The 6,803-nt window shown below is 51.2% G+C and carries 6 protein-coding genes, 1 pseudogene and 1 other annotated feature; of the genes and pseudogenes, 3 read left to right on the forward strand and 4 right to left on the reverse strand.

The genetic code is table 11. From position 1 onward, the window contains the following. Positions 1-576, reverse strand: a 576-nt coding sequence (locus KQJ18_RS20205) for a molybdopterin-dependent oxidoreductase (RefSeq protein ID WP_216422586.1), incomplete at its 3' end; no start/stop codon positions are given. A 392-nt stretch (positions 577-968) separates the two neighbouring features. Between KQJ18_RS20205 and sbcB the strand changes: the two genes are divergently transcribed. Next, positions 969-2,393, forward strand: a complete 1,425-nt coding sequence (sbcB, locus tag KQJ18_RS20210) for an exodeoxyribonuclease I (protein ID WP_038641712.1) — start codon at positions 969-971, stop codon at positions 2,391-2,393. 59 nt (positions 2,394-2,452) lie between these two features. On the opposite strand, the gene plaP is transcribed toward sbcB, so the two are convergent. The 3 genes and pseudogenes from plaP to KQJ18_RS20230 form a co-directional block, all read right to left on the reverse strand. After that, complete coding sequence (gene plaP / locus KQJ18_RS20215; protein ID WP_003030167.1) at positions 2,453-3,814, reverse strand: putrescine/proton symporter PlaP; 1,362 nt, start codon at positions 3,812-3,814, stop codon at positions 2,453-2,455. Positions 3,815-4,028: 214 nt separating this feature from the next. After that, a pseudogene (locus tag KQJ18_RS20225) lies at positions 4,029-5,013 on the reverse strand (LysR substrate-binding domain-containing protein). 41 nt (positions 5,014-5,054) lie between these two features. Then, positions 5,055-5,879 (reverse strand): SDR family oxidoreductase, encoded by an 825-nt coding sequence (locus KQJ18_RS20230; protein WP_069323522.1) that lies wholly within the window; start codon positions 5,877-5,879, stop codon positions 5,055-5,057. 174 nt (positions 5,880-6,053) lie between these two features. Here KQJ18_RS20230 and hisL point away from each other — a divergent pair, with 174 nt between their 5' ends. Further along, positions 6,054-6,101, forward strand: coding sequence for a his operon leader peptide (hisL, locus tag KQJ18_RS20235; RefSeq protein WP_100250077.1), 48 nt, complete (start codon positions 6,054-6,056; stop codon positions 6,099-6,101). Then, positions 6,077-6,199: a sequence feature (His leader region), on the forward strand. Its footprint overlaps the gene before it by 25 nt. Positions 6,200-6,244: 45 nt before the next feature. Further along, the coding region (gene hisG, locus KQJ18_RS20240) for an ATP phosphoribosyltransferase (RefSeq protein ID WP_216422587.1) at positions 6,245-6,803 on the forward strand (559 nt) is incomplete at its 3' end.

The raw sequence follows: 6,803 nt of genomic DNA on the forward strand, positions 1-6,803 counted from the left end.
CATGGCTAAATCGCCACCCATCATAACTTTAGCGGCAATCGCTTTTCCGGCGGGGCATGTCGAGGCGTGAGTAAACGTGTTCGGCGATCCAAAAGCCGTCGCGAGGTGAAATAAATGGCCGGAAAGCGAACCGGACTTGGAAGAGAATACGACCCCCTCAGGACCATGCTGCGCTTTTATTGCCGTCATTTTTTCGGCAATTTCTTTATATACCTGCTGCCAGCTAATTACCTGCCACTCACCGCTCCCGCGAGGTCCTGTGCGTTTCATCGGTTTAACAATACGATGCGGGTCGTTGACCAGGCTAACACCGCTGCCTCCGCGCGCGCAGACACGCGTCCCCTGCTGAGGCGCATTAGGGTTTCCTTGAATAAAAACCGTCTTATTATTAATTACCTGAGCCTGAATTGGGCAGCGAAAAGAACACATTTCGCACAAACTTGGCGTCAGGGATGTTTTCCCTTTTATGTGCTCGGGAGAATTCCGCGCCAGTGCGCCTGGTGGAAAACTGCCTATCGCACAGGCTGAGCAACCTATACCCACCCCTCGTAAAAAATTACGCCGACTTATGCTCATATAACCTCCTGTTATTAGATATATCCAATTATTATATGGAGTTTATATTATTAATTTTTAACCTCACTCACATTTTATTACAATGCATACAAGCGCATTAATAGAAATATAAGGTCGTTGTTTTTAAAAGACTTTTAAAACATCCAGAAAACAGAAAATGAAATAACAATAATGGTTATCAATTAACTTATTTCCCAAGGTGTGATTTTAAGAAAGTTTATTCCAGTAATTTCCTTTAACGGTAAGAAAATAATTAATCATTCGTTCGAAGCCGTGTTCAGCGCAATTTTCTTGCGTAGGCCATTCCGCATCGATAATCCTCTTGCTGATTACCTCGCTATTTTTTGGTATTCTTGGATAAGCGCTAAATTGATCCCGGACATAACTGAACAATGAATGACGGCAAGCAGCAACCTGGTTTTCTCTTCCACGATTACGAGACTTTTGGTACCCATCCGGCGCTGGACAGACCCGCGCAATTTGCGGCTATCCGCACAGATAATGATTTCAACATTATCGGTGAACCTGAAGTCTTTTATTGCAAACCCGCAGATGATTATCTGCCACAGCCCGAGGCGGTGCTGATTACCGGCATCACCCCGCAAGAAGCACGTGAAAAGGGAGAAAATGAAGCTGCTTTTGCTGCGCGTATTCACGCCCTGTTTACCGTACCGAAAACCTGTATTCTGGGCTATAACAACGTGCGCTTCGATGATGAAGTGACGCGAAATATCCTGTATCGCAATTTCTATGATCCCTATGCCTGGAGCTGGCAGAACGATAATTCGCGCTGGGATCTGCTGGATGTAATGCGTGCCTGCTATGCCCTGCGTCCTGAAGGTATTAACTGGCCGGAAAACGACGATGGCTTGCCCAGCTTCCGCCTGGAACATTTGACCAAAGCGAATGGGATTGAGCATGCCAATGCCCACGATGCAATGGCCGATGTGTATGCCACGATTGCGATGGCGCAATTAGTCAAGTCACGCCAGCCTCGTCTGTTTGAGTATCTCTATAGCCATCGTAATAAGCACAAACTGGCGGCGCTAATTGATGTGCCGCAGATGAAGCCGCTGGTCCATGTCTCGGGCATGTTCGGCGCATGGCGCGGTAACACCAGTTGGGTGGCGCCACTGGCCTGGCATCCGGAAAATCGCAACGCGGTTATCATGGTCGATCTGGCCGGTGATATTTCACCGCTGCTCGAACTGGACAGCGACGCGCTGCGTGAGCGGCTCTATACCGCTAAGGCAGATCTGGGAGATAACCCCGCAGTGCCGGTTAAACTGGTGCACATCAACAAATGTCCGGTACTGGCACAGGCGAACACCCTGCGCCCGGAAGATGCCGATCGTCTCGGTATTAACCGCCAGCATTGTCTGGATAATCTCAAAATTCTGCGCGAAAACCCCCAGGTGCGCGACAAAGTCGTGGCTATCTTTGCCGAGGCGGAACCCTTTGCGCCATCGGATAACGTAGATGCCCAGCTATACAACGGCTTTTTCAGCGATGCCGACCGCGCTGCGATGAAAATCGTTCTGGAAACCGAACCGCGCAATTTACCGGCGCTGGATATCACCTTTGTCGATAAACGCATTGAAAAGCTGCTGTTTAACTACCGCGCGCGTAACTTCCCCGGAACGCTGGATGAAGCCGAACAACAGCGCTGGCTGGACCATCGTCGTCAGGTATTCACGCCGGAGTTTTTGCAAAATTACGCCAATGAATTACAGATGCTGAGTCAGCATTATGCGGATAACAAAGAGAAGCTGACGCTGCTGAAAGCACTCTGGCAATATGCGCAAGAGATTGTCTAAATCCCACGTATAAAAAAACGGAGAACATGTCTCCGTTTTTTTTCAGCTAAATGCAGTTATTACGCGATATCTTCGTCGTACTGCGGTACCGGGTTGCGGAAGCTTTTGGTCACGCACGCCAGGTAGATCAGACCGATACCCGCCCAGATCAGGCCCAGAACCATTGAGCTTTCTTCCAGGTTCACCCACAGCGCGCCAACGGTCAGCGCACCGCACATTGGCAGGAACAGGTACTGGAAGTGATCTTTCAGCGTCTTGTTACGCTTCTCACGGATCCAGAACTGGGAGATTACCGACAGGTTAACGAAGGTAAACGCCACCAGCGCACCAAAGTTAATCAGCGCCGTCGCCATCACCAGGTCGAAGTTGATTGCCAGCAAAGCAATCGCCCCAACCAGAATGATGTTCATGGACGGAGTACGCCATTTCGGGTGTACATAACCGAAGAAACTTTTCGGGAATACGCCGTCACGACCCATCACGTACATCAGACGCGCAACGCCTGCATGCGCCGCCATACCGGACGCCAGTACGGTAATGGTAGAGAAAATCAGCGCGCCGACCTGGAAGAACTTACCAGCAACATACAGCATGATTTCCGGCTGCGAAGCATCCGGATCCTTAAAGCGCGAGATATCCGGGAAGTACAACTGCAACAGATAAGTGGAGACGATAAAGATCAGGCCACCAATCAGCGCGGTCAGGAAAATCGCACGCGGGATCACGCGTTCAGCGTCTTTGGTTTCTTCTGACAGGTTGCTGATACCGTCAAAACCGGTGAACGAGAAGCACAGGATGGTAGCCCCGGTGATCATCGGGATCACGTGCGCATCACCCGACCAGAACGGACGGCTGCTCGCCAGCGTACCGGCGCCTTCCCCTTCGAACACGCCATAAACGACCATGCCGAGGATCACTGCAATCAGCACCACCTGCAACAACACGATCACGGTGTTGAAATTAGCGACGGACTTGAGGCTACGCAGGTTGAAGGCGGTCATAAAGGCCACCAGCGCCACCACGAACATCCACGATGGAATCGAAGGCACCAGCGCTTCAAAATAAATTTTCGCCAACAGAATGTTGATCATCGGCGCGAACAGGTAGTCCAGCAGCGATGACCAGCCAACCATAAAACCAACGGTCGGGCTAATGGATTTCTGAGCGTAAGTGTAGGCAGAGCCTGCGGACGGATAGCGGCGTACCAGTTTACCGTAGCTTAGTGCGGTAAAGAGGATGGCGATCAGTGCGAAGGCGTAAGCTGTCGGGACGTGACCATCGGTCATTCCTGAGACGATACCGAATGTATCGAACAGCGTCATCGGCTGCATATAGGCAAGGCCCATCATGACAACCGGAACCAGCGTAAGCGTTTTACGTAATTCCACGCGAGAGGTGTTTGGAGTAGCGTTATGCGACATGGTTATCCTCCATTACGGCGAAAACCGTCGCGTAAGCAAAAAATTGCCCCATTTTTTGTTAATCCTCAGCGACAACAACTGTCGATTTTTAAGTAAGTATCTATCCGGTACGAAGCCCGGCCTCTTTTATGAATGATTGGTTTGATGCAAAAAAATAACCGACGCGTATTAAAACGTCGGTTAATGTCATTTTTTGCAAGCGGCGTATTTTGCACTAATTTGGGGAGAAATAACAAGAGATTGAAGCCAATGTAAAAAAATATTTTTTCTCAACTGATTGATTTATCAGCATCCGTTTTAACGTACACCCCGGCAATAGCACTATTTGCTAAAATCTCGTCCCGCCACCAGGCGCTGGCAAGGCCGGCGGTCTGTTCATTCCACCCTATCCACACGGGTTCAAACAGAATTTGTCCAACCACTTTCTTCTCAATCAGCGCGCCGCTGTCCAAAAATCGCTGCGCCAGATAACGGGGAATATATCCGCATCCCAGACCACTGATTTGCAGCTCCAGCTTGGTTTTGAAGTCAAAAACGGTAATCGCTTCCTGATCGTCCAACACCTGAACGCCGGAGATGTTCGCTTGATGCGCATTCTCTCCCACCACGATGGCGCGAAATCGTCGAATAGTACGCCTATTTAACGGTTCCTGTTCCTGCGCCAGCGGATGATGCGGCGCAACCACAAACACCTGTTCCAGCGCGCCAAGCCGCGCAAAACCAAATTCGCTCCCCGCCGGCGGTTCGTGCATAGCGCCGACAATAATATCCGCCCGCCCCTGAGTAAGTGCATCCCATGAACCACCCAGCACGCCGTTAATAAACTTCAGGCGCGTCACACTGTGATGTTGATAGAAGGATTCGATAAGGGGGGCCAGCAGTGAAAAGGGAAACGTATCATCGACGCCGATGACCAGTTCATTCTCCCAGCCTTCATGAAGTTTAATGGCTTGCTTTTCGAGTTCGCGGACGGAGTGCAATACCTCTCGCCCCTTTTCCAGCAGCATTTGACCGGTGCGGGTAAACTTAGCCCGGTGCCCACTGCGATCTAATAACTGAATATTAAGATCGCTTTCCAGTTTATGGACGGTGTAGCTAAGCGCAGACGGCGTCTTATACAATTTTGCCGACGCCGCCGCGAAACTGCCCTCTTTTTCTAACGCATCGAGGATGATAAGAACGTCCAGCAGTGGTTTCATACTCGCCCCCTGGCGGTATACAGCGACACTCTGCTGGCCTGTCACTCCATCGGCATCACCAGCGGATCGGGATACTGGTACTCAAATCCAAGCTCATTACAAATACGGCTGCCATCAATGACTTTACCTTTACCGTTATCCGCACCGCCGCGAAATTCCGGCGGTTCCATCCCCAACTGGCGGGCCATCTGCGGATAGAACACGTTACGCGCCGGATGCATAGGCGCACATATATTATAGATGTGTCCCCCTTTGGGCGCTTGCAGCAGCAACGTGATGGCAGAAACGACATCATCCAGATGCACCAGATTGACGCCATGGTGTCCATCTGGCGCCGTCTTGCCAGCAAAAAAGCGGCCGGGATGTCTTCCCGGGCCAACCAGTCCGGCCAGACGCAGAATATCTACCGAGGTGCCAGGCAGGTTATGCAACCAGTCTTCAAGATCTTTCAGAACACGCCCGCTGGCGGTGACCGGGTTACGCGGCGTCCCCTCTTTGACGATGCCCTGGACATCGCCATAGACCGACGTCGAACTGGTAAAAATAATCCGCGGGATCCGGTACGCCAGCGCACTGTCAACCAGTTCCTGCATGGCCTGAAGGTAAAATGTCTCCCCCGGCCCGCTACGGCGCGCAGGTAGCGTTATAACCAGTGCATCAGCGTCCATGAGCGCGTCGAGATCGTCAGCCTCACAGACCAGTTCAGGCTCCAGGCGCAGCGAGTAACTCTCGATACCGCTCATACGGGCCGCTTCTACCCCATCCAGTGTGGTTTTGCTGCCGGTAACCTGCCAGCCTCTCGCCGCCAGCGACATGGCTAACGGCATGCCTAACCAACCTAACCCGACAATTGCGACCTTTTTCATGCCTTCTCTCCTGACTTTTGGCCTATAACGCAAGGCTACGCCAGCCCACGGTGGCTGACAATTCATAGTATCAATATGAAATGAATTAATGATCAAAAAAAGCCCTTGCTTTCCGTAGCTAAAGTGGTTTAGGTTAAAAGACATCAAATGAATAAACATTCATCGAGAAAATTTATGACACGCGCTCAATTTAAACACCATCATCACCATCATCCTGACTAGTCTTTCAGGCGATGTGTGCTGGGAGACATTTAAATCTTCCAGCGGTGCATGAGCGTATGAGAAAGCCCCCGGAAGATTTCTTCCGGGGGCTTTTTTTTGTGCGTGACCCAAACTGATTCAGACAGGATAACGAGGAACAAACAATGTTAGACAACACCCGTTTACGCATAGCTATGCAAAAATCAGGCCGTTTAAGCGACGATTCACGCGAATTACTGGCCCGTTGCGGCATTAAAATTAATCTTCACACCCAGCGCTTAATTGCGATGGCAGAAAATATGCCGATTGATATCCTGCGCGTGCGTGATGACGATATCCCGGGTCTGGTGATGGACGGCGTCGTTGATCTGGGCATTATTGGGGAAAACGTTCTGGAAGAAGAGCTGCTCAACCGTCGGGCGCAGGGTGAAGATCCTCGCTATTTTACCCTGCGTCGTCTGGACTTCGGCGGCTGCCGTCTTTCGCTGGCGACGCCGGTTGATGAAGCCTGGGATGGCCCGGCAGAACTGAACGGGAAGCGTATCGCCACCTCTTACCCGCACCTGCTCAAGCGTTACCTCGATCAAAAAGGGGTGTCATTTAAATCCTGTCTGTTAAACGGTTCTGTCGAAGTCGCGCCCCGCGCGGGCCTGGCCGATGCAATCTGCGATCTAGTGTCAACCGGCGCGACGCTTGAAGCTAATGGTCTGCGTGAAGTGGAAG

It is taken from the genome of Citrobacter sp. S55_ASV_140 (assembly GCF_018919505.1).
In the GTDB taxonomy this organism is placed as follows: domain Bacteria; phylum Pseudomonadota; class Gammaproteobacteria; order Enterobacterales; family Enterobacteriaceae; genus Citrobacter; species Citrobacter werkmanii.